General features: G+C 54.6%; 23 protein-coding genes and 1 pseudogene. 13 read left to right on the forward strand and 11 right to left on the reverse strand.

Translation table 11 applies throughout. The features are described from left to right. Nucleotides 1-40 precede the first annotated feature (40 nt). Complete coding sequence (locus HB779_RS16660; protein WP_188343388.1) at nt 41-358, reverse strand: DUF1476 domain-containing protein; 318 nt, start codon at nt 356-358, stop codon at nt 41-43. A gap of 314 nt (nt 359-672) precedes the next feature. On the opposite strand from HB779_RS16660, the gene purC reads away from it, so the two are divergent. The 5 genes from purC (at nt 673) to HB779_RS16685 (ending at nt 3,572) form a co-directional block, all read left to right on the forward strand. Beyond that, nucleotides 673-1,437: a phosphoribosylaminoimidazolesuccinocarboxamide synthase gene (gene purC / locus HB779_RS16665; protein ID WP_188343389.1), complete on the forward strand. Its 765-nt coding sequence runs from the start codon at nt 673-675 to the stop codon at nt 1,435-1,437. Between the two features lie 36 nt (nt 1,438-1,473). Continuing rightward, nucleotides 1,474-1,713, forward strand: a complete 240-nt coding sequence (gene purS / locus HB779_RS16670; RefSeq protein ID WP_188343390.1) for a phosphoribosylformylglycinamidine synthase subunit PurS — start codon at nt 1,474-1,476, stop codon at nt 1,711-1,713. Beyond that, a complete protein-coding gene (gene purQ, locus HB779_RS16675; protein ID WP_188343391.1) occupies nt 1,714-2,382 on the forward strand; it encodes a phosphoribosylformylglycinamidine synthase subunit PurQ in 669 nt (222 codons plus the stop codon). A gap of 78 nt (nt 2,383-2,460) precedes the next feature. Further along, entirely contained in the window at nt 2,461-3,120 is a 660-nt protein-coding gene (locus tag HB779_RS16680) for a glutathione S-transferase family protein (RefSeq protein WP_188343392.1), read from the forward strand. A 35-nt stretch (nt 3,121-3,155) separates the two neighbouring features. Then, entirely contained in the window at nt 3,156-3,572 is a 417-nt protein-coding gene (locus HB779_RS16685) for a hypothetical protein (protein ID WP_188343393.1), read from the forward strand. Between the two features lie 43 nt (nt 3,573-3,615). On the opposite strand, the gene HB779_RS16690 is transcribed toward HB779_RS16685, so the two are convergent. Both HB779_RS16690 and HB779_RS25460 read right to left on the reverse strand, forming a co-directional pair. Beyond that, nucleotides 3,616-3,837: a DUF1127 domain-containing protein gene (locus HB779_RS16690; RefSeq protein WP_188343394.1), complete on the reverse strand. Its 222-nt coding sequence runs from the start codon at nt 3,835-3,837 to the stop codon at nt 3,616-3,618. A 155-nt stretch (nt 3,838-3,992) separates the two neighbouring features. Next, nucleotides 3,993-4,238, reverse strand: coding sequence for a DUF1127 domain-containing protein (locus HB779_RS25460; protein ID WP_244642399.1), 246 nt, complete (start codon nt 4,236-4,238; stop codon nt 3,993-3,995). A 93-nt stretch (nt 4,239-4,331) separates the two neighbouring features. Between HB779_RS25460 and HB779_RS16700 the strand changes: the two genes are divergently transcribed. After that, nucleotides 4,332-5,753 (forward strand): PLP-dependent aminotransferase family protein, encoded by a 1,422-nt coding sequence (locus tag HB779_RS16700; RefSeq protein ID WP_188343395.1) that lies wholly within the window; start codon nt 4,332-4,334, stop codon nt 5,751-5,753. A gap of 35 nt (nt 5,754-5,788) precedes the next feature. Here the strand turns inward: HB779_RS16700 and HB779_RS16705 are convergent, their stop codons facing one another. Continuing rightward, the gene (locus HB779_RS16705; RefSeq protein ID WP_188343396.1) at nt 5,789-6,061 is read right to left on the reverse strand and encodes a hypothetical protein; all 273 of its coding nucleotides are present in this window, start codon (nt 6,059-6,061) and stop codon (nt 5,789-5,791) included. On the opposite strand from HB779_RS16705, the gene purL reads away from it, so the two are divergent. Together purL and HB779_RS16715 are read left to right on the forward strand one after the other, a co-directional pair. Continuing rightward, a complete protein-coding gene (gene purL, locus HB779_RS16710) occupies nt 6,060-8,291 on the forward strand; it encodes a phosphoribosylformylglycinamidine synthase subunit PurL (RefSeq protein WP_188343397.1) in 2,232 nt (743 codons plus the stop codon). The genes HB779_RS16705 and purL overlap by 2 nt on opposite strands. Nucleotides 8,292-8,333: 42 nt before the next feature. Next, entirely contained in the window at nt 8,334-8,567 is a 234-nt protein-coding gene (locus HB779_RS16715; RefSeq protein ID WP_188343398.1) for a BolA/IbaG family iron-sulfur metabolism protein, read from the forward strand. 1 nt (nt 8,568) lies between these two features. Here the strand turns inward: HB779_RS16715 and HB779_RS16720 are convergent, their stop codons facing one another. Beyond that, complete coding sequence (locus HB779_RS16720; RefSeq protein WP_244642400.1) at nt 8,569-9,261, reverse strand: phosphodiester glycosidase family protein; 693 nt, start codon at nt 9,259-9,261, stop codon at nt 8,569-8,571. Between the two features lie 223 nt (nt 9,262-9,484). Between HB779_RS16720 and grxD the strand changes: the two genes are divergently transcribed. Together grxD and HB779_RS16730 are read left to right on the forward strand one after the other, a co-directional pair. After that, nucleotides 9,485-9,817 (forward strand): Grx4 family monothiol glutaredoxin, encoded by a 333-nt coding sequence (grxD, locus tag HB779_RS16725; RefSeq protein WP_188343399.1) that lies wholly within the window; start codon nt 9,485-9,487, stop codon nt 9,815-9,817. Nucleotides 9,818-9,921: 104 nt separating this feature from the next. Next, complete coding sequence (locus HB779_RS16730) at nt 9,922-11,169, forward strand: multidrug effflux MFS transporter (RefSeq protein WP_371823864.1); 1,248 nt, start codon at nt 9,922-9,924, stop codon at nt 11,167-11,169. Nucleotides 11,170-11,184: 15 nt separating this feature from the next. Here the strand turns inward: HB779_RS16730 and HB779_RS16735 are convergent, their stop codons facing one another. Further along, on the reverse strand, nt 11,185-12,012 hold the full coding sequence (locus tag HB779_RS16735; RefSeq protein ID WP_371823935.1) for an inositol monophosphatase family protein: 828 nt from the start codon (nt 12,010-12,012) through the stop codon (nt 11,185-11,187). Next, nucleotides 12,002-12,864: pseudogene (gene ttcA / locus HB779_RS16740) on the reverse strand (tRNA 2-thiocytidine(32) synthetase TtcA). Before ttcA ends, HB779_RS16735 begins: the two are co-directional and overlap by 11 nt. Nucleotides 12,865-13,077: 213 nt before the next feature. Between ttcA and HB779_RS16745 the strand changes: the two are divergent. Then, on the forward strand, nt 13,078-13,425 hold the full coding sequence (locus HB779_RS16745; RefSeq protein WP_188345978.1) for an endonuclease domain-containing protein: 348 nt from the start codon (nt 13,078-13,080) through the stop codon (nt 13,423-13,425). Nucleotides 13,426-13,570: 145 nt separating this feature from the next. On the opposite strand, the gene HB779_RS16750 is transcribed toward HB779_RS16745, so the two are convergent. Both HB779_RS16750 and rpsD read right to left on the reverse strand, forming a co-directional pair. Continuing rightward, nucleotides 13,571-14,500: a glutaminase gene (locus tag HB779_RS16750; RefSeq protein ID WP_188343401.1), complete on the reverse strand. Its 930-nt coding sequence runs from the start codon at nt 14,498-14,500 to the stop codon at nt 13,571-13,573. Between the two features lie 78 nt (nt 14,501-14,578). Beyond that, nucleotides 14,579-15,196: a 30S ribosomal protein S4 gene (rpsD, locus tag HB779_RS16755; protein ID WP_182549127.1), complete on the reverse strand. Its 618-nt coding sequence runs from the start codon at nt 15,194-15,196 to the stop codon at nt 14,579-14,581. 294 nt (nt 15,197-15,490) lie between these two features. On the opposite strand from rpsD, the gene HB779_RS16760 reads away from it, so the two are divergent. Beyond that, on the forward strand, nt 15,491-16,486 hold the full coding sequence (locus tag HB779_RS16760; RefSeq protein ID WP_188343402.1) for an extensin family protein: 996 nt from the start codon (nt 15,491-15,493) through the stop codon (nt 16,484-16,486). 16 nt (nt 16,487-16,502) lie between these two features. Here the strand turns inward: HB779_RS16760 and HB779_RS16765 are convergent, their stop codons facing one another. Next, nucleotides 16,503-16,694: a DUF3008 family protein gene (locus HB779_RS16765; RefSeq protein ID WP_188343403.1), complete on the reverse strand. Its 192-nt coding sequence runs from the start codon at nt 16,692-16,694 to the stop codon at nt 16,503-16,505. Nucleotides 16,695-16,990: 296 nt separating this feature from the next. Here HB779_RS16765 and HB779_RS16770 point away from each other — a divergent pair, with 296 nt between their 5' ends. Next, a complete protein-coding gene (locus tag HB779_RS16770; RefSeq protein ID WP_188343404.1) occupies nt 16,991-17,944 on the forward strand; it encodes an IS110 family transposase in 954 nt (317 codons plus the stop codon). A 142-nt stretch (nt 17,945-18,086) separates the two neighbouring features. On the opposite strand, the gene HB779_RS16775 is transcribed toward HB779_RS16770, so the two are convergent. Next, nucleotides 18,087-18,503, reverse strand: coding sequence for a helix-turn-helix domain-containing protein (locus HB779_RS16775; protein WP_188343405.1), 417 nt, complete (start codon nt 18,501-18,503; stop codon nt 18,087-18,089). Nucleotides 18,504-18,608 lie beyond the last annotated feature (105 nt).

An 18,608-nucleotide genomic window follows, 5' to 3' on the forward strand; every position in this document is an offset into this window, starting at 1 on the left:
CACGAAGGGCGGTTTTCAATAAACACCGAAGTGAAAACAATCAGGAACCCTGAATCTGACGGATAGCTTCAGCCAGCATTTCGTCCATGGTGCGGCGAATGCGATGATCCGATTTATCAACACCGGCCGCATCAAAATCGGCGCGAATCTTGCGGAAAACGTCGTCGTCGCCAGCTTCCTGGAAATCAGCCTTGATGACTTCAAGCGCATAGGCCTCAGCTTCTTCGCCAGTCTTGCCCAGCTTTTCAGCTGCCCAAAGGCCAATCAGCTTGTTACGCCGTGCTTCTGCCCGAAAACGCACTTCCGCATCATGTGCATATTTGTTCTCAAAGGCATTCTCGCGATCTTCCATTGTCATCCTCTCTTGCTCCCGCAAAATGAATTGGCCATTCAGTATGATATGGCGTTCCGGTCTTGGGCGTTTTTAGGGCAAAGCCCCGATGCGTATTTGTTTCTTGGGTTTCATATAACTGTTTTGCACAAAATCGAAAGTCTGAATTGGAACTCTCCAGTCAAACATGGGTCACTTTGTCGTAGAATCTCCATATAATCCATAAAACCGGGGAGCTCTACAAAGTATCATTGTAGAATGCTTGCTTTTAAGATAGTTAGCGCGCCAACATGATGGCTGTGACCAAGGCCGACCGATAACTCCAATACCAGAGACCTGCAATGAACCGTCGCCGCCGTGTCTACGAAGGCAAAGCCAAAATCCTTTACGAAGGACCAGAGCCAGGAACCCTTGTTCAGCATTTCAAAGACGATACCACCGTGCTGCATCCCAAGAAGCATGAAGTCATTGATGGCAAAGGTGTTCTGAACAATCGTATTTCCGAGTATATCTTTACGCAGCTGAATCGTATGGGCATACCGACCCACTTCATCCGCCGCCTCAACATGCGCGAGCAGTTGATCAAGGAAGTCGAGATCATCCCGCTGCAAGTCGTTGTGCGCAACATTGCAGCCGGTTCGCTGGCAAAACGTCTTGGCATCGAGGAAGGCACAGTCTTGCCCCGCTCGATCATCGAGTTCTATTATAAGAACGACGTTCTGGATGATCCGATGGTCTCCGAAGAGCACATCACAGCGTTCGGCTGGGCTGCTCCTCAAGAAATCGATGACATCATGGCCCTTGCCATTCGCGTCAATGACTTCCTCAGTGGCCTGTTCCTCGGCGTCGGCATCCAGCTTGTCGATTTCAAGATCGAATGCGGGCGTTTGTGGGAAGGCGATATGATGCGTATCGTTGTCGCCGATGAGTTTTCGCCTGATTCCGCCCGCCTTTGGGACAGCCAGACCAGCGAAAAGCTGGACAAGGACCGGTTCCGCCGTGATATGGGCGGTTTGATCGAAGCCTATCAGGAAGTCGCGCGACGTCTGGGCATTATGAATGAAAATGAGCAAACGCGTCCGGTCGGACCGGTGCTGGTCAAATAAACAACACTGATTGAACAATCTCGGAGAAGACAGTCGATGAAGGCACGTGTCACTGTAACCTTGAAAAATGGCGTTCTTGACCCTCAGGGTAAAGCGATTGTCGGCGCGCTGGGCAGTCTTGGTTTCGATGGCGTTGCATCCGTACGCCAGGGCAAGATTTTTGATGTCGAAATCGACACCAAGGACCGGGCCGTTGCCGAAGCCAACGTCAAGGCGATGTGCGAAAAGCTGCTCGCCAACACAGTCATCGAAGATTATGCGGTGGAGCTTATCTAAATGAAATCAGCAGTCGTACTTCTTCCCGGCCTTAATCGCGACCGTGACATGATTGCGGCGCTGACAAAGATTTCCGGCAAGGCACCTCAGACTGTCTGGCAAACGGACACTGAAATCCCCGATGTTGATCTGATCGTCATCCCCGGCGGCTTTTCCTACGGCGACTATCTGCGCTGTGGCGCGATTGCTGCACGCATGCCTGTCATGCAGGCCATCCGCGAAAAAGCCGACAAGGGCGTTATGGTCATGGGCGTCTGCAATGGTTTCCAGATTCTGCAGGAAGCCGGACTTTTGCCCGGGGCCCTGATGCGCAATGCATCATTGAAATTCGTCTGCCGCGAAGTCAAACTTGAAGTCACCAATGCCAACACTGCCTTTACCCGCGGTTATTCGCATGGACAGATTGTTCGCTGCCCGGTTGCCCACCATGACGGCAATTTCTTTGCTGACGAAGCAACACTTGCCCGTATCGAAGGCGAAGGTCAGGTGGTTTTCCGCTACGCACAAGGCACCAATCCGAACGGCGCAATGAACGATATTGCCGGCATTATCAGCGAAAAGGGCAATGTTCTCGGTATGATGCCCCATCCTGAGAACCTGATTGAAGCCGCCCATGGCGGTACCGATGGCCGCGCATTGTTCGCGGGCATTCTTGGGATTGCCGCCTGAGTAGAATCCTATACGTTTGAGTTCTGCCGTTTCGACATGCAATGCGTTGGAACGGCGCTCAAATGGAGGAATTGAGAAATGAAACTCTACTCGCGGCCGCTCTCCCCCTACTCCTCGATTGTTCGCAGCATCGCTTATTACAAGAAAGCGCCAATCAAGGTTGTGGCTCCGCCGCCGGGCTTTCCGATTCCGGAAGAGTTTCGCAGCATCTCTCCATTTAACCGCGTTCCGGTGCTGATTACCGGCTCAGGCCTGACAATCGTCGAAGCGACGGTCATTGCCGAATATCTGGAAGAACATTTCCCTGAACCCGCCCTGTTGCCTGCCGACTCGCGTGATCGCGCTGTCGTTCGCATGGCGGCGCGTCTGGCCGAGCTGGAAATCCTGGCACCTGTTATGGAGCTGTTTGAGCTTATCCATACCAAATCCAAGGATGATGCACGTATCACCAAGCTTTTCGCCCAACTGGAGGCCGGTCTGCAGGAGATCGAGCACCGCATCGGTCACGGCCCCTACGCGCTGGGCAAACAGATGACAATGGCCGACGCATGGCTCACGCCGATCCGCTTTCTCTTCAACCATTTCCGCGTCATGACGCGCCGGTCCCGGTTACTGGAGCCTTTTCCGAAATTCGATGCCTATGAGCAACTTATTGTTCAGGATCCGGTGCTATCGCTGGTCTGGTTCGAAATGACGGATGCCTTGAAAGTGTTCCTCGGGGAACTCGAAACAAGCTGAACCGATCACCATTTTATTATTAGAGAGATAGCTGGATGAAGAAGCAAACGATTGGCCTTGCCATAATGATTCCGCTTATGGCGCTTGCCGGATGCCAATCACCCAGCAAATCCGGGCCGGGCTCCCTCGCCTTTGGCTCAGACAAAGCCGCGCTTGCGACAATGGAACGTGTGGCTATTGCCGCCAATAATTGCTGGTTCAAGTCCAAGGACCCGTCTTTCAAACCTTACCGCCTCGCGCCCGAATTGAATTCCTATTCAGGCCGTCCGCGTATTCTGGTCGTACCGGCAAACAATCCCGGCGACCGGCCATTGCTGGTCGTTCACGCGGAAGGCAATCCCGCCAAGGTTGAAGCATTTGGTCCGTTGATGAGCCATTCGTCTGGCAACCGCATTGCGGCAGACGTGCGCCGCTGGGCTGCGGGACAATCATCCTGCTCGGCTCAAAGCTGAGTAAAAGAAAGAAGCCGGTGCCTTGCGCACCGGCATCGCCCTATCAGGCTGAAAGATAACGGTCGAGGTCAGCTTCGACGTGATCGCGGGTCAGCGCGAGATCTTTCAGCCCTTCATCGGTCAGTTTTCCGAGCTGGAGTCTTGTACGGCGTTTCATGATCGCATTTTCGATCCATCCGGCGAACTGGGCCAGATAATCGGGCTGTGAAGCGTATGTCAGGCCTCGGGTAACAGGCCGGTTTGGTTCTACAAAAGTCGTAACCATAGTCGCCTCCCTGAAACAGGTTGAGATGTAATATATATGTAATTTTGAAAAATTTCATTCAATATTACTGAAGGCCCGTATCAGCACGTCTGATCCCGATTGAGCAATTCTTGCGAGGCGAAAAACCGGCTATCTCCTGGTTTGCAGTGCGATACTCAATCCCAAAAGAAACGGCGCGACTCGCGCCGCGCGTCAGACGGCGTCATCCCGATGTCTTTGAGCTGCTCAGCGGAAAGTTCGTTCAGATGAATGCGGGTACGATGTTTTCTCATAGCCACGCAAAACCATTCTACCATTCGGCTGAACGCCGTCGTATTGCTTCCCAAGCCGAACGCTGGCAAATCGCGGTTTGCAAGCTTTATATCGGCACATTCTCTTTCGATTGCATCAATTGTACTCATAATTCCCATCCTTCCAAGTCAGGTTGACTCGAATTTCATGCGGAATTGTAATGAATTGACTCAATTGGAATCGCAATATACATAATTGTCACCATGACAAATTGGCTTCCTGAACTTAATCACGGCAAAGGCCCGCTCTATTTGCAGCTGGCTGAGCGTATTGAATCCGACATAGCGGACGGCGTGCTGCCGCCCGGGACAAAATTACCGCCCCAGCGTAACCTCGCCTTTGACATTGGCGTGACCATTGGCACGGTGGGCCGCGCCTATAACCTTATTCGCGAACGCGGGCTTGTCAGCGGCGAGGTTGGCCGCGGCACCTATGTGATAGATCACAAGCAGACCAAACTGATCGAACTACCGACAACCCAGCATTCGCAACCGTTTGGCGGGACGCGCGCTCACATCATTCCTCCGGGCAATATCCGGCTCGACAGCACAGCAGCCATTGATGTCCGGCAATCGGAAGTGATGGACCACTTTTTGCGTGACATCATTAAAACCTATCCCGCCGAGATTGCCAGCTATTCCCGCACTTTGCCTCTCTCGTGGCAGCAGGCTGGCAGCCGCTGGCTTGGTTCTGCGGATTGGCACCCGGACGTCAGTTCGATTGTGCCGACGCTTGGTGCGCATTCAGCGATCCTCGCCATTATTGCTGCGGTGACGGTTCCCGGCGACCGCATTGCCTTTGAGGACCTGAGTTATTGTTCGGCTGCCCGCAGTGCCAATCTGATGGGACGCCGCAGCATCATCATCAACACGGAAAATGGCAGTGCGACGCCGGATGATTTCGAACGGCTCTGCGCCCAGCAGCATCCCAAGCTGGTCTTCCTGATGCCTTCTCTGCAAAATCCGACTGCTACAACCATGCCCGAAGAGCATCGCCGCGCGATTGTCGATATTGCCCGGCGCTACAATGTCTGGATCATTGAAGACGAGATTTATGGCTCTCTGGTCAATCTCGATATTGTCAAGATTGCCGAAATGGCACCGGAGCGCACATTTCATATTGGCGGATTGTCCAAGTCCGTCGCCGCCGGTGTCCGGGGCGGCTGGGTGGCTTGTCCGCCTCACCTCGCCTCGCGTGTACTGACTGCCCATAAGATGGTGACAGGCGGTATGCCCTTCCTCATGGCGGAACTCGGCGCGCAGTTGGTCAACTCAGGTGAAGCGGATGCCATCCGCCTCAAGGTGCGGGAAGAAACGTCAGCGCGTGAAAGTTTGGCACGATCCATTTTCGCCGGTGTCGATTTCAATTCGCATCCTTATTCGCCGTTTATTTGGGTGAAACTTCCGGAACCGTGGCTATCTGCTACGTTCAAAAGTGCCGCGCTGAATGAGGGAGTGCTGATCGACGACGAGGATGAATTCAAGGCCGGACGGACGGAAAAGACCTTCCATCGCGTGCGTTTCGGCTATTCAGTGCCCGGCACGCATGAAGAAGTGGCCAATGGCCTGACGATCCTGCGGCGGCTGATGGCAAGCGACAATGCGAGTTATGATAGTTATTCGTGAGGATGGCAGGGCATTTAGTGCGTGGTTCGACAAGCTCACCATGAGGGAGATGGTCGAGTTGCAATGCTCATCGCCAATGTTGCAGAATTTAAATTTCTGCAACCCTCCATCTCCCTCATGGTGAGCTTGTCGAACCACGCACAATGGTTATGCGGTGGGTTATACAGCGCTGAGAATAAATCATCATCCGACACCGCCTGTTGACGAAACCGGACAAGCGACATTTTTTCCACGTTTGACGGTGTATTCGCCGAACAAATTGCTCTAAGAGAACCCAAGAAAAGCGCAATGGAATTGGTATTACCCATGGGTCTCTCCAACACAGTCCAGATCACACCGGAACTCGTTGCTTCGCACGGGCTGAAACCGGACGAATATCAACGCATTCTCGATCTGATCGGCCGCGAGCCAAGCTTTACCGAGCTTGGCATCTTCTCGGCGATGTGGAACGAGCATTGCTCTTACAAATCTTCCAAGAAGTGGCTGCGTACTCTGCCGACAACCGGCCCGCAGGTTATTCAGGGTCCCGGCGAAAACGCTGGCGTTGTCGATATCGGCGATGGCGATTGCGTCGTGTTCAAGATGGAGAGCCACAACCATCCATCCTATATAGAGCCCTATCAGGGCGCCGCTACCGGTGTTGGCGGTATTCTGCGCGACGTTTTCACCATGGGTGCACGTCCGATTGCCGCTATGAACGCCCTGCGCTTTGGCGCTCCCTCGCATCCAAAGACCCGTCATCTGGTGTCAGGCGTGGTTGAAGGCGTTGGCGGCTATGGCAATTCCTTCGGCGTTCCGACCGTGGGCGGTGAAGTCAATTTCGACGCCCGCTACAATGGCAACATTCTGGTCAATGCCTTTGCTGCCGGCCTTGCCAAGACCAATGCGATCTTTCTGTCCGAAGCCAAAGGCGTCGGCCTTCCCGTTGTCTATCTCGGTGCAAAGACCGGTCGCGACGGTGTTGGCGGGGCAACTATGGCGTCGGCTGAATTTGACGAATCGATCGAAGAAAAGCGCCCGACTGTTCAGGTTGGCGACCCCTTTACCGAAAAGTGCCTGCTTGAAGCTTCGCTGGAGCTGATGGCATCGGGTGCCGTCATTGCCATTCAGGATATGGGCGCTGCCGGTTTGACCTGCTCGGCCGTGGAAATGGGCGCAAAGGGCAATCTCGGCATTGAACTGAAGCTGGACGATGTTCCGGTGCGCGAAGAGCGCATGACCGCCTATGAAATGATGCTGTCGGAAAGCCAGGAGCGTATGCTCATGGTTCTGCGTCCGGAAAAGGAAGCAGAAGCTCAGGCCATCTTCAAGAAGTGGGGTCTGGACTTTGCGATTGTGGGATACACAACCGATGACCTGCGTTTCCGCGTTATCCATCAGGGCGAAGAAGTCGCCAATCTGCCCATCAAGGATCTCGGTGATCAGGCTCCCGAATATGACCGTCCATGGATGGAACCCGGCAAGCACGCGCCGCTTCCGGCATCAAGTGTGCCAGATGTTGATGATTACGGCGCGGCTTTGCTGAAGCTGATCGGCTCGCCTGATCTGTGCTCGCGCCGCTGGGTCTATGAGCAATATGACACACTGATTCAGGGCAATTCTTTGCAGCTTCCCGGTGGCGACGCAGGCGTCGTGCGTATCGAAGGCCACCGCAGCAAAGCGCTTGCCTTCTCCTCCGATGTGACGCCCCGCTATTGCGAAGCTGATCCCTATGAGGGCGGCAAGCAGGCGGTGGCGGAGTGCTGGCGCAACTTGACAGCTGTTGGCGCTGAGCCGCTCGCAGCAACAGACAATCTCAATTTCGGCAATCCGGAACGTCCTGAAATCATGGGACAGCTGGTCAAAGCCATTGGCGGTATCGGCGATGCCTGCCGCGCGCTCGCATTCCCAATCGTTTCTGGCAACGTATCGCTTTACAACGAAACCAATGGTCAGGCGATCCTGCCGACACCAACCATTGCCGGCGTGGGTCTCATCCCCGACTGGACCAAGACAGCCAAGATCGGCGGCATGCATGATGGCGATGTGCTGATCCTCATCGGCGGCGACGGCACGCATCTCGGCCAATCCGTCTACCTGCGCGACCTGCACGGCCGTGCCGATGGCCCGCCGCCGCCCGTCGATCTCAACATTGAAAAGCGCAACGGCAATTTCGTCCGTTCAGCCATTCGCAACAGCCAGATCACCGCCTGCCATGATCTGTCCGACGGTGGCCTGGGCATTGCTCTTGCAGAAATGTGCATGGCGTCTTCAAAGGGCGCCAGTGTCAACGTGGGTGAAGGCCCGGCGCATGCGCTGCTTTTCGGCGAAGATCAGGCGCGTTATCTGATCGCCGTTGCCCCTGATATGGCCAACTTCATTACGCTCAACGCCGAAGGCTCGGGCGTTCCGTTCCGCAAGCTTGGAACAGTTGGCGGCAATACATTGACGATCGAACGGCTGGCCTCCATATCTGTTGCAGACCTGACAAAAGCACACGAATCGTGGTTCCCTGACTATATGAATGGTCAGGACAGCGATGAAACACAGGCTGCATGACCCCGTCTTGCTGAAAGACAGGTAACGTTTGGGAGACTGACTATGGCTATGGACGCGCACGACATCGAGAAAATGATCAGGGATGCCATTCCTGACGCTCAGGTAACCATCCGCGATCTCGCCGGTGATGGGGATCACTATGCGGCAGAAGTGGTGGCTGAGAGCTTTCGCGGCAAGTCGCGCGTTCAACAGCACCAGATGGTCTATGACGCACTGAAGGGCAATATGGGCGGCGTGTTGCATGCCTTGGCCCTGCAGACCAGTGCTCCTGAATAACTCACTTCTTGAATACTGCGATGATGGGCCCAACCGGGTCCATCCCGCCGATCAGCGTCTTGCGATCATTCGACAGCGCTGAAATCCCGCCATCAAAGAACAGCGCATTGGCGCACCCCAGCCCATCCTTGAACAGCCGGGCAAAACTTCCCAGACTGACCGGTGCTTTCGAGATCGCCAGAACAATCGTGTTGGCATCGCGAACGCCGACGCCATTACGGATGAAACGCGAAGCACCGTTTGGTTCAAAGCGTGGATGGATCTGACCGTTGATAACCAGCATCGGACCTGATTGCGTAGCAATACGGGGATCGACAGCGGCAGTTGCAAAGGCACCGGTTTCAAGGATTCCTGGAGTGCCGGTCTTATCGATGAAGAACACACCATTTGGCTTCAGGAAGAAATTGCCTTCGCCCTCGCCGGTCTTGAGCGGGAATGCCTGTTTGCCATCCTCCACGTAGAGGCCGACCGCCGACAGGTCTTTTTCATACATGCCGGCGTTCATCGAAAGGACCGGTCGTGCATCCTTTAACTGCGCATCGATAAATGCCTGCAGAGAACCATAGGCTTTTCCATCGGCGCCCGCGCGGGCAAGATCAATCTTAAAGATACGCAGATCGACTTCGCAAACGATGGAATTCACGCCTTCGAATGTCATTGTCCTGCAGATAGCCGGAAGGTCACTATCAGTCATATTGATCTCGGGTTTCGGTGGTGTTTTCACGGGCGCGACGGGTCGCATGAGCCAGACAATAGCTGCAACAACTGCCAAAAATGTGATGCAGAGTACTAAAGTGATACGAGATGACACAATGACCAGCCTTGTTTTGGCAGAATTGAAGCGCTATTTGTGGAGTAGAGATCAATTTGGACCATTGATGACGATTCGTCGTGCTTTGGTATGAAAGGTTGCCGAAATGAGCGGTATCAATGAATTTATCGACAACGAGGTCAAGAGCAACGACGTTGTCCTGTTCATGAAGGGCACGCCCGGCTTTCCGCAGTGCGGCTTTTCCGGCCAGGTCGTACAGATTCTTGATTATATCGGCGTCGACTATAAAGGCGTGAATATTCTGACATCCAATGAACTGCGTCAGGGTATCAAGGATTATTCCAATTGGCCGACCATCCCGCAGCTTTATGTGAAGGGCGAATTCGTCGGCGGTTGCGACATCATCCGCGAAATGTTCCAGGCAGGCGAGTTACAAGCCCTGCTCAGCGAAAAGGGCGTCGCTACAAAAGCGGCCTAACTACGCAATAATTTCAACCGGTTCCGGGGAAATCCGGAATCTTTTTCTAAAGGCGCTGGGAACACCGGCGCCTTTGTCTTTGTTTTGGTTTTGCAGGTCATACCATGGATAGTAACTTACAGACGACCCCGCCACGGCTGATGGGAATGGGCAAGGTGGAGTTCATCGGATTGATGGCCATGCTCATGGCAATTAATGCGCTGGCAATCGATATCATGCTGCCAGGTTTGCAGCAGATCGGCGCCAGTCTCGGCGTGACCAGCGAAAATCACCGGCAATATGTGATCTCTGCATACCTCTTTGGTTTCGCGGTCTCCCAGCTGTTCTACGGCCCCCTCTCGGATCGCTTTGGCCGCCGAGCACCGCTGCTGTGCGGATTGGCTATTTATATCATTGCGGCATTCAGTGCGGCCTTTGTGCCCACCTTTGCATCATTGTTGTTTTTCCGCTTCATCCAAGGGATCGGTTCGGCCGCGACGCGCGTTATCACGATTTCCATCGTCCGCGACGTTTATGGCGGGCGGCAAATGGCCGAAGTCATGTCGTTGATCATGATGGTGTTTATGATCGTACCCGTCATCGCTCCGGGGACCGGTCAAGTCGTGATGATATTCGGCGATTGGCATCTCATCTTCATTTTCATGGCCGTTCTCGCAACCGCTATCACTCTATGGATGTATTTTCGCCTGCCGGAGACCTTTGATCCGGCGGACCGCCGCCCTTTCACGCTCAAATCAGTCGCACAGGGTTTCAAGATCGTTCTGACCAACCGGGTAGCACTTTGCTACACACTGGCCAGCGCGTTCCTGTTCGGCTCGCTTTTCGGCTTCATCAATTCAGCCCAACAGATTTATATCGGCATCTATGACCTTGGCATCTGGTTCCCGGTGGCGTTTTCCGCCGTGGCGATCATGATGGCCTTCTCGTCCTTCGTGAATTCACGCTTTGTCGGCCGGTATGGTATGCGCCGCCTGTCGCATGGTGCGCTGATGGGTTTCCTCACGATCAACACGGTGTGGCTGCTGCTCACCCTGTTTGGGCCGCACCCAACGCCCTTCCCGCTTTATCTGCTGCTGTTTGCCATGGCGATGTTCCAGTTCGGCTGGATCGGCTCCAACTTCAACGCGCTGGCGATGGAACCGCTTGGCCATGTGGCCGGCACGGCATCGTCCGTGCTGGGCTTCATGGGCACGGCTGGTGGCGGCGCGATTGGTGCTCTGATTGGTCAAGCCTATGACGGAACAACACTGCCGCTGGTGCTGGGATATTTCGTCGTTTCGCTGATCGGCCTGATGTTTGTGCTGATTGCCGAAAAGGGCAAGCTCTTCCATCCACACAATCCGCCGGTTTGATTACCGGCGATTGCTCTATTCTGACCAGAGCGTGCTGCGCAAATCCCGCCAGTTTGCCTTGTCAGGCGCGACCAGCAAGCCGCCATCCAGATGCGCGGGAAGATAGGCAGAACCATCAAAGCGGGCAGCGTAGCCGCCCGCTTCCTGATGAATAAGCACACCGGCAAGATGGTCCCACGGCATCAGCTTGTTGAAGAGCGCGAAATGCGCATGACCCGATGCAATCAGCCGGTATTCATGCGCTGCACACCGAAATCCGAAGGACGCTTTGCACTTGGCATGGTTGCGCGCCAGCGTTGAACGCAACGGATCGTTGAGAAACTGCCAGGAAATAGCACCGAGCATTTCGCCCACTGCCGTTGGCTGCGCAACCGAGACTTTGCTTCTGACGTCAGTCGCCGAGCGGATATGACTTCCCGCCCCTTTCATACCGATGATCCAATCCTTGCCAACCGGATCATGAATGATACCGGCGACCGTCTCACCATTGACTACCACCGCAAGCATGACACCGAACAGCGGCACACCGGTGGCGAAATTGTAGGTGCCATCGACAGGATCAATGACGAAAGCCAGCGGCGCGTCCTTCAACTTGCCGAGCAGTGACGCATCCAGTTCGCAGGCTTCCTCGCCCAGAACGAATGCATCGGGATAGCGCTCGCGCAGGCGTGCTGTAATGACCCGTTCCGCATTGGTGTCAGCTTCGGTCACCAGATCGAGCGCAGAGGTCTTCTGTTTGATGTCAGCACTGTCCAACTGGCGGAACCGCGGCATGATTTCCTGAACGGCCACCGCCGCCAGCAAATCGCTCAACCAATCAATAGCATTGTCATCAAAGTGCACTGGCGTCGGCTCCATTTGCGGCAAGTCCAGCAAAATCAAAAATCTTGCGATCGAGAAGATGGCTTGGCCTTGTATTGGCCAGCGCGCGGATCATGATCTCCTTGCGTCCCGGCATACGTTTTTCAATGTCGGTCAGCATGGCTTTCATCATGTTGCGCTGCAGGCCATCCTGACTGCCGCAGAGGTCGCAGGGAATGATGGGGAACTGCATCGCACTGGCGAATTTTTCCATATCGTCCTCGGCGCAATAGCTCAGTGGCCGCAGCACCATGATATCCCCGTCATCATTGAGCAATTTTGGCGGCATGGCTGCAAGGCGCCCGCCATGGAAGAGGTTCATGAAAAAGTCTCGAGAATGTCCTCGCGATGATGGCCAAGAACCAGCGCCGAACAGCCCTCTTCCCGCGCCACCCGATAGAGATGGCCACGCCGCAGGCGCGAGCAGAGAGAACAATAGGTCTGGTTTTCCTGTATCTTGTCAGTAACGATCGAATAAGTGTCCTTGTACTCGATGCGGTGCTCGATGCCATTTGCCTTCAGATAATCCGGCAGAATATGTTTTGGAAAATTCGGCTGGCCCTGATCAAGATTGCAGGCAAGCAGATCAACCGGCAGCAGCCCGCGCCATTTCAGATCAAGCAATAGTGCCAGCAGCCCGTAGGAATCCTTACCGCCCGAAAGTCCGATCAGCCAGCGCTCGCCCGGTTTGATCATGGCAAAGTCATCAATGGCCTGCCGTGTATTGCGCAACAGCCGCTTGCGCAGCTTATTGAACTCAACATTGGACGGCACACCGAGAAACATCGGGTGGCAACCCGCCGCATCTGTCAGATCCTGATCATGGATGGTCATAGTAACACCTCTGGCGCCTTCATTGCCTTGGCCCATGATCGAACGCAAGGAATGATTCTCAATTCTACGGTTCTTGTTATGCCAAGACCAAAGTTCAATTGAACGGCGCCGACAGCAATGCGACCCTTATCTCTCCCCTTGTGGGAGAGAAAGGATTTTCTTGGATTTAGCCCTTCGCTAAATCCTTAGAAAATCCAAGAGAGGGGATCAGACATCCGTCAGTACGTACCGCCAAAACTTCTTAACTTTGCGCGCGAAATGCGCAAGGAAGCGACTTTGGCTGAGAACATGTTATGGCAAGCCATTCGAAACAAGCGATTAAACGGATTAAAATTCCGACGCCAAGTCCCATTTGATCGCTACATCATTGATTTCATATGTTTCGAAGCAAGATTGATCATTGAGCTTGATGGCGCTCAACATTCTGGTTCGCAATCTGATCTAAAACGCGATGCTCATTTTGAAACCAAAGGGTTTAAAACGTTACGTTTCTGGAACAATGAAATCCTGAACAATCTTGATGGTATATGCTCCCATATTTTACACGAGGCAAAGAAGTGAGAATGGAAACTCGAAAGATCCCCTCTCTTGCGATTTCTGGCACTTGAGCTTCGCTATGCTCGCTAAGATGCCGAAATCGCTTTCTCCCCCACAAGGGGGGAGATAACACGCCTCCCTCAGTGCTCATCGTGGAAACCAAGCCTGCTTACTGCCCGAACACCGACCAGCCCGTCCTTTGCGCCACAAGTTCCAACGCCGCAGAACCCAGCAAGGAATTGCCGTTTTCGTTCAAACCCGGCGACCACGCGGCAATCGATGCCTTTCCGGGGGCAATAGCGAGAATACCACCGCCAACGCCGCTCTTGCCCGGAAGACCGACCCGATACGCAAAGTCACCCGAACCGTCATAGTGCCCGCACATCAGCATCAGCGCGTTGATACGCCTTGCCCTGCCCGCAGACACCACACTCCCACCGTTGAGCGGATTGCGTCCGGCAGAGGCGAGATAAAGACCCGCATGCGCCAGTTGGCGGCATGACATGGCGATGGCACAGTGGTGAAAATAGACACCCAATACGTGCTCAGCCGGATGATTGAGATTTCCAAAGGAACGCATAAAGTTCGCAAGCGCCACATTGCGGTAGCCGGTATTGGTTTCGGAACGCGCCACGTTGTGGTCGATGGCAATGGTTTCATCATCGGCCAGATGCCGGATGAACTGGACAATCTCGCCAATCGCCTCTTTCGGCAGATGGCCTGCAAGCACCACGTCGGCAACGGCAATTGCGCCAGCATTGATGAAAGGATTGCGCGGTTTGCCCTTTTCCTGTTCCAGCTGAACAATGGAATTGAAGGCATTGCCCGAGGGTTCGCGTCCGACGCGCTTCCACAAGCCATCACCGAGTTTGCCAAGAGCCAGCGTCAGCGTGAACACCTTGGAGATACTCTGGATGGAGAAGGACGTATCCGCATCGCCTACCACATGCATCTGACCATCGACCGTGACCAGCGCCAGACCAAACTGCTTCGGATCAACAGTGGCGAGTTCCGGAATATAATCCGCCAGCTTGCCTTCGCCTATGCGGCTCGCAAGGTCCTGATAGACGCTGTCAATGACATCTTGAAGGTCGGTCATACTGGCTCCGGGCAGATACAAGATAAAAAAAGCCGCCCGGATTGCTCCTGGGCGGCTTCTTCATAAACTCAGAACTGATTAACGCGAATAGAATTCGACAACCAGGTTTGGTTCCATCTGCACAGCGTATGGCACATCGGAGAAGGCCGGAACGCGTGTGTACTTGGCAACCATCTTGTTGTGATCAACTTCGAGATATTCAGGAACATCGCGCTCAGCAAGCTGAACGGCTTCCAGAACGATAACGAGCTGCTTCGACTTTTCGCGAACTTCAATCACGTCACCTGCCTTGCAGATATAGGACTGAATGTTGACGCGGCGGCCGTTGACGTTCACGTGACCGTGGTTGACGAACTGGCGCGCAGCAAAGATCGTCGGAACGAACTTGGCGCGGTACACCACTGCATCCAGACGCGACTCCAGCAAACCGATCAGCTGTTCACCGGTATCGCCCTTGCGGCGGGAAGCTTCTTCGTAGGTCTTGCGGAACTGCTTTTCCGAAATGTCGCCGTAGAAGCCCTTGAGCTTCTGCTTGGCGCGCAGCTGTACACCGAAATCGGAAAGCTTGCTCTTGCGGCGCTGACCATGCTGGCCAGGACCATATTCACGACGGTTAACCGGGGACTTAGGACGACCCCAGATGTTTTCGCCCATACGGCGATCAATTTTATACTTGGACGATTCGCGCTTGCTCATCGCATTTCCTTTCAACCAAACCAAATCGAAGCTCGCGCTCCGATTCAAGGAAACGCGCCCTCCTCTGCCTTCTGTTTTTGAAGACTGACAGAATGATTCACGCACGCTTTGCGAAACCACTCACGGGACACGTCAAATGAAACGCAGAGCTGTTAAGCCCTGCGCTGGGGTGGCTTCTAGTGTGAAGGTTTGATGATGTCAAGCCAAGCAGCGCATTTCGGCCGGTCATAAATATTGAAACCGATATTGGCTGTCAGGCGTTAGGCTATACGCTTAACAGGAGTAGAGCCGGAAATGACCCTATTCTCGACGCCGTCGCGCTGTTCGACGATGATCCTTTTATTCCTCACGGCATGTTTTGCAACAACAGCTTTGATCAGCACAGCCGACACTGCCGATGCAAGGCAGCGAAGGCATCACAGCGCTAGCAATCGCCCCGCACTGCCCGCCGTTCCCCCCGTTCCACAGAGCAAACCGGGAAGCGAGTCTGCTGCTGACGCGCCCAAACCTGAGGAAAAGCCCGCTGAGGCAGTGCAGAAGGCTGATCCTGAAACAACACCCGTTCCAGAACAAAAGCCCGAGCATGATGCCAAACCGGCCGATAAACCAGAGGTGAAACCCGCCGAACAACTGGGGCCTAATCGCCCGATTGAAGATGAGGCGGAAGGAAAATCCCAGCCGAAATCCAATGACGAAGATACGGCCGAAAAATCTGATCCGGCCACGTCGCCTGATCGTGTCTATCAAAATGCCTGTCCTGCATTGATGAACGGCGAGGTTCAGGGCGAAATTATCCCCCCGCTGTCCGAAGGCATGTGCGGCGAACGCTCTCCGCTTAAGATCACAGCGATCGGCAAGGAAAATCCGATAAAGTTTGCCGCCCCGGTAACAACCAACTGCACGATGGCCGGGACGCTCGCCGTCTGGATTGGCGATGTTGAAAAAGCAGCGCAAAAATCCTTCGGTGCCGGGATCGAAAGCATTGGTACCGGATCAGACTACCAATGCCGCAAGGTTAACAATGGCCATAAGGGGCGCGTATCGGAACATGCCTTTGCCAATGCGCTCGACATCATGTCGTTCAAGTTCTCCAACGGCAAAACCACGGAGCTGGCGACAGGTTGGAAGGGAACGCCCGAGGAACAGGAATTCTGGCGGTCAATCCATAAAACGAGCTGCGAGCAGTTTATGACGGTGATTGGCCCCGACGGCGACGCAGCCCATCAGGGTAATATACACCTTGATCTTGGCTGTCATGGCAAGAGTTGCAAAGCGCGCCTGTGCCAGTAGCAGCGCGCTTTCAGGGTTATTTCTTGCTTTTGACTTTGTTGGGCAGATCCTTGCGGTCTGTCTCGGCGAACTCTTCAAGCTGCTTTTCGCTCATCGATTCGTACATGCTCTTCGATGCGCCCTTGAGTTCACTTTTCCTGGTATCACCGCGTTTGGCCGATAGTGCCGCTCCAGCCGCTTTCTGCTGAGCTTGAGATTTTGCAGGCATTGGGTTTCTCCCTGTTGATTTTTTACAAAGGGAGAACGTGGGGATAGGCTGAGAGTTCCAACGGGAGAACTGCAGAACCATTGCGCGTGGTTCGTGGTTCGACAAGCTTGTCTGTTTGAAGTGTGTATACTGGCTTGGTCCACGTGCCCATTGACGGCACGTGGACCGATGGACCTGAGGCCGTTTCGACAGCCGGACGTTTGCCAGTCCGATGGTGAGCAAGGCCCGGTCCTTCGATGACACCCGAACAGTTGCCAGGGGCATCGACCCCGCATGACAAGCCAGGGGTTTTCATCATGACACAGTTTACGCGTTTTGTCGGCATCGATGTGAGCAAGGCTTACCTCGATCTGCATTGTTTGCCTGATGGGCTGGAACTGCGGGTGCCCAACAGCCGCGCAGGCGTTGGTCTTTTGCTGCAGCGCATCGGTGTGCTGGAAGGGGTTGCCTTTGGCTGTGAAGCCACAGGCGGTTATGAGGATTGCCTGCTGATTGTGCTGGGTGAAGCTGGCATGGCAGCCTATTGCCTGCATCCTTCCGATGTGCGCTCCCATAGCCGCCTGACGGGCCGGCGGGCCAAGACGGACCGGCTGGATGCGATCGCCATTGCCCGGGCACTGCAGGTTGCCGTTGCCACCCGCAAACCGGCGATCCGGTCCACAACCATGAGCGCCATCAAAGAGTTGACGACATTGCGCCGCCGGTTGATTGCCGGACTGAGTGAGCTGAAAAGCCACGAGGCGCGCATGGGCGATGCGGATGCTGCCAGCATCATTGGCGTGTTGATGGACCAGCACATCAAAGCCATCAAGACACTGGAAGCACATATACGCAGCGCCATAGCCCGCAATCCCGCACAGGCACAAACGGCAAGGCGCATCGCCTCGATGCCGGGAGCCGGTCCCGTCCTGACCGCCGAACTCATCGGCTCCATGCCCGAGCTTGGCACGCTATCCAGCCGTCAGGCGGCCAGCCTGACCGGCGTTGCTCCGCATCCGCGCCAATCGGGAAACAGCAGCCGCAGCGGAAAGTGCCAGGGCGGACGGGCAGGCATCCGCCGCGTCCTCTATATGGCATCCTTAAGCGTCATACGTTGCGCAAAACACCCGCTCGCCGCCTTCTATCAAAGGCTCAGAGCCAACGGAAAGCCCTTCAAACTGGCCATTGTCGCACTCATGCGAAAGCTCATCGTCACCCTCAACGCAATGATCAAAAACCAAACAGATTGGCAACCAAACATTCAAACATAAACACAGTTGCTCACCATGAGGGAGAGTGGTGCTGTAAAGCTAACCGGAAGTATTGCAGAATATAGCTCCCTGCAATCCTCGCATCTCCCTCATGGTGAGCTTGTCGGACCACGCACAATGCCGATGCAGCGGCCACGAATTCCTATCCCTGCAGTGCCTCGTCAAAAACCTTGCGGGCACTGCGCAGGTTGTCGCGGTTTTTCACTGCCCAGTCACCCAGAGCACCAATCGGAACCGCAATGGAATGACCAATTGGCGTCAGCGCATAGGTCACTTCAGGCGGTGAGCTGGGTTTAACGGTGCGGGACACGAGGCCATCCCGCTCCAGCGAGCGCAGCGTAACGGTCAGCATCCGCTGTGAAATGCCCTCGACCATGCGGCGCAGCACATTGAAGCGGCGTGGACCGCCTTGCAGATTGATCACCACCAGCAGGCTCCAACTGTCACCCACAATATCCAATACCTCACGCATCGGGCACAGACCGAGACCATCGGTAGCCATAGCTGCCGAAGTTGAAAGCAATGGCACATCGCCGTCTGGTTTTGAATGAATGCTCATTTCAATTGATCCTCAGCCTTACTGGGGCGGTTACTTCCATGTGCCCTGAAACGGAAAAAGTGCGTTCTTCACAAGGCTCGTCCTGTAGCATAGATGGTTATTAAG

The sequence above is a fragment of the Phyllobacterium sp. 628 genome, from assembly GCF_014189505.1.
GTDB lineage: Bacteria > Pseudomonadota > Alphaproteobacteria > Rhizobiales > Rhizobiaceae > Phyllobacterium.